Source organism: Ectopseudomonas chengduensis, from assembly GCF_900102635.1.
Lineage (GTDB): Bacteria > Pseudomonadota > Gammaproteobacteria > Pseudomonadales > Pseudomonadaceae > Aquipseudomonas > Aquipseudomonas chengduensis.
Map to the genome: position 1 here is coordinate 1 of NZ_FMZQ01000036.1, position 2,709 is coordinate 2,709.

Consider the following 2,709-nt stretch of genomic DNA (forward strand, 5'->3'; position numbering starts at 1 on the left):
GCCAACAAAGACGAAACCTCATGGCAGGCCCGCTATGACTTCAACTTTGCCAGCGTTGGCATCCCTGGCTTGACGTTCATGACCCGTTACCTGACTGGTGACAATATTGATCTAGGCGCAGGCAGCGCCGATGGTAAGGAATGGGAGCTCAATACTGACATCGCATATGTCTTCCAGGACGGTGCGCTGAAAAACCTGGGTGTGAAATGGCGCAACGCCACACTACGTTCAACCAATTTCGGCAACGATGTTGACGAGAACCGCCTGATCGTCAGCTACACACTTCCGCTGTTGTAATCATCAAACCTCAGCGCGGAACTAGTAGTCGAGTGCCGCGCTGAGAACCGCCCGCGCTGATAAAGTGATACTGCCGGAAGTTCAATTCCAAACATAAAGCTCCTCCCTCCATCAGATTACAAATAAGTAATCCTGCTGCGATCCTGGCGTTAGGTTCGTCTCGTTAAGCTCAAAGTACATGCATTTTGCTTGGCACGAGCTTTGATCGCCCCCCATGTTCGACCCTCTCACCATCGACCACCAACTAGCACAGATTTTCTTGACCAGCGCGCGCTGCGCCTGCTTTAGGCAGGCTGCACGCAGCCTAAACTTACATATCGTGCCGATGCGCAAAAAACTCAGGAAGCTGGAGGCAACTGTAGGTACCCCGCTATTCCTTTATAAAGGACGCGAGCTCAGCCTGAGCGCAACAGGACGTGAATTACAACAACTACTGATCCAGAAATTCGGTGACCTGCATCCAGAGGACGTCAGTGTCCAGCGAGCTCTGGTACGTCTTGCGGTGCCGACGGCACTGCTCACCGACCTGCTGGCCCGTGATTTGATCTCCTGGCTGCGTAATGACGCGGCCGTGAGACTAGAAATCATCCCACAGGAGGGCGAGCCCGAGAGGCTGGCAGAGGTCATGATTTGGATCACCGATCCCGGCACGCCAAGACCGACTCCAAGCTTTGCAATGACAACACCATTGATGCTTGCACGAATTCCCTATCGTGCCCATATGGCCAAACGTTATGCGGGTAAACGCCTACCGAGTTCTGTAGCCGACCTCAAGGATTTCATGCTGGTTCAGCTCGCGGGAAACACAACGGTTGACAGTTTCGAACCATGGAATCAGCTGATCCGTCAGCGCCAAAGCGCGGTCATTCAAGTGCATTCACAAGAGTGGGTCGTTGACTTGCTGCGTAACTCCTCCTGCATTGGCCTGCTACCTGGCTACATCTCCCATGTAGACCGTAACCTGCTGCCCCTTGACGAGTTATTCGAGACTGCCTTGGAACGGGTGGTCTGGATTTCAACGTCCCCGCTGGCAGCAGAGCAATCAGAAGTGCAGACACTGGTATCGCTCATCTACAAAGCCTTTGAAGATCGCCACAACTGGTTCACTCAGTAGCCCTGAGTAGTCCACAAGCAGCTAATTCACCAAATAGTCATCTCGCTGAAACAAACAAAAGTTTCCACTCCTGCATTGAAACCCTCGCCCTGTAAGGCTTTCATTCGCCCTCTCGATCATTGAAATAAAAATGTCATCGAAAGTATGTGCAAGTGTAATACGCCTACCCGAGCCTGCCCCACGTCTACCACACATGTTTTCGACGAGGATAATTACATGCTCATTGCTACCCCCAACTCTCAATGGCTTAACCGAGTCACGTGCGGGCTCCTGCTGAGCGCTGGAGGACTCGGTCTCAGTCAACCAGCGGCAGCTGATTTTTTGGCAGATAGCAAAGCTGGTCTGGAAGCGCGCAACTTCTATTTCAATCGTGATTTCCGCCAAGACTCAGCTAGCCAGTCAAAGCAGGAGGAATGGGCCCAGGGCTTCCTGCTGCGCTACGAATCCGGCTTCACTGAAGGGACAGTCGGCGTGGGTATCGACGCCATCGGCATGCTGGGTCTCAAGCTGGACTCCAGCGCTGATCGTTCAGGCACGGGCCTTCTAAAACGCAACAAAGAAGCACCTCGTGCAGCGCAGGATGAATATGGTGAGATGGGCTTAACCGCGAAGCTGCGCGCTTCAAACAGCGTGCTGAAACTGGGCACGCTGCAACCTCGACTGCCAACCGTCCAAGCAAACGATTCGCGCCTGCTGCCACAGACCTTTCAAGGCGGGCACCTGAATTCGCTGGAGATTGCCGGCCTGACCTTCGATGCCGGCCAGCTCAAACAAGTAAGCCAGCGCGACTCATCCGATAGCGAAGACCTCAGCATTACCAGCGGCGCAGCCCGCGCTATCAGCGGCGGCGGAACCCAGAATAGCGATGAATTCAACTTCGCCGGAGCAACCTACAAGTGGAACAGCAACCTAGCCACCGGCTACAACTACGGCAATCTAGACGGTTTCTACAAGCAGCATATTTTCACGGTCCTGCACACCTTGCCGCTAGGTGACAAGCAATCGCTGAAAACTGATATGCGCTACGCTCGCTCCACCGACGAGGGCAACAGCAACGTCGACAACAAGGCATTCGGGGCGATGTTCACCTATGCATTTAGCGGTCACGCACTCGGTGTTGGTTACCAGAGCATGAGCGGAGACACCGGCTACGCCTACATCAACGGCACCGATCCGTTCCTGGTCAACTATGTGCAAATCGGTGACTTCGCCAACAAAGACGAAACCTCATGGCAGGCCCGCTATGACTTCAACTTTGCCAGCGTTGGCATCCCTGGCTTGACGTTCATGACCCGTTA

The 2,709-nt window shown here is 53.9% G+C and carries 3 protein-coding genes; all 3 read left to right on the top strand.

Going from position 1 to position 2,709, the window contains the following annotated elements; all coding sequences use genetic code 11:
* Positions 1 to 297, top strand: a 297-nt coding sequence (locus BLS08_RS25885; RefSeq protein WP_139204319.1) for an OprD family outer membrane porin, incomplete at its 5' end; no start/stop codon positions are given.
* A 214-nt stretch (positions 298 to 511) separates the two neighbouring features.
* Positions 512 to 1,411 (top strand): LysR family transcriptional regulator, encoded by a 900-nt coding sequence (locus BLS08_RS25890; RefSeq protein WP_017679356.1) that lies wholly within the window; start codon positions 512 to 514, stop codon positions 1,409 to 1,411.
* 216 nt (positions 1,412 to 1,627) lie between these two features.
* Positions 1,628 to 2,709 (top strand): OprD family porin (locus BLS08_RS25895; RefSeq protein WP_090337757.1); only part of this gene is annotated, 1,082 nt, incomplete at its 3' end.

What these genes read in the sequence shown, in the direction of transcription:
- BLS08_RS25890 (WP_017679356.1), top strand. Translation starts at nt 512, where the DNA reads ATGTTCGACCCTCTCACCATCGACCACCAACTAGCACAGATTTTCTTG.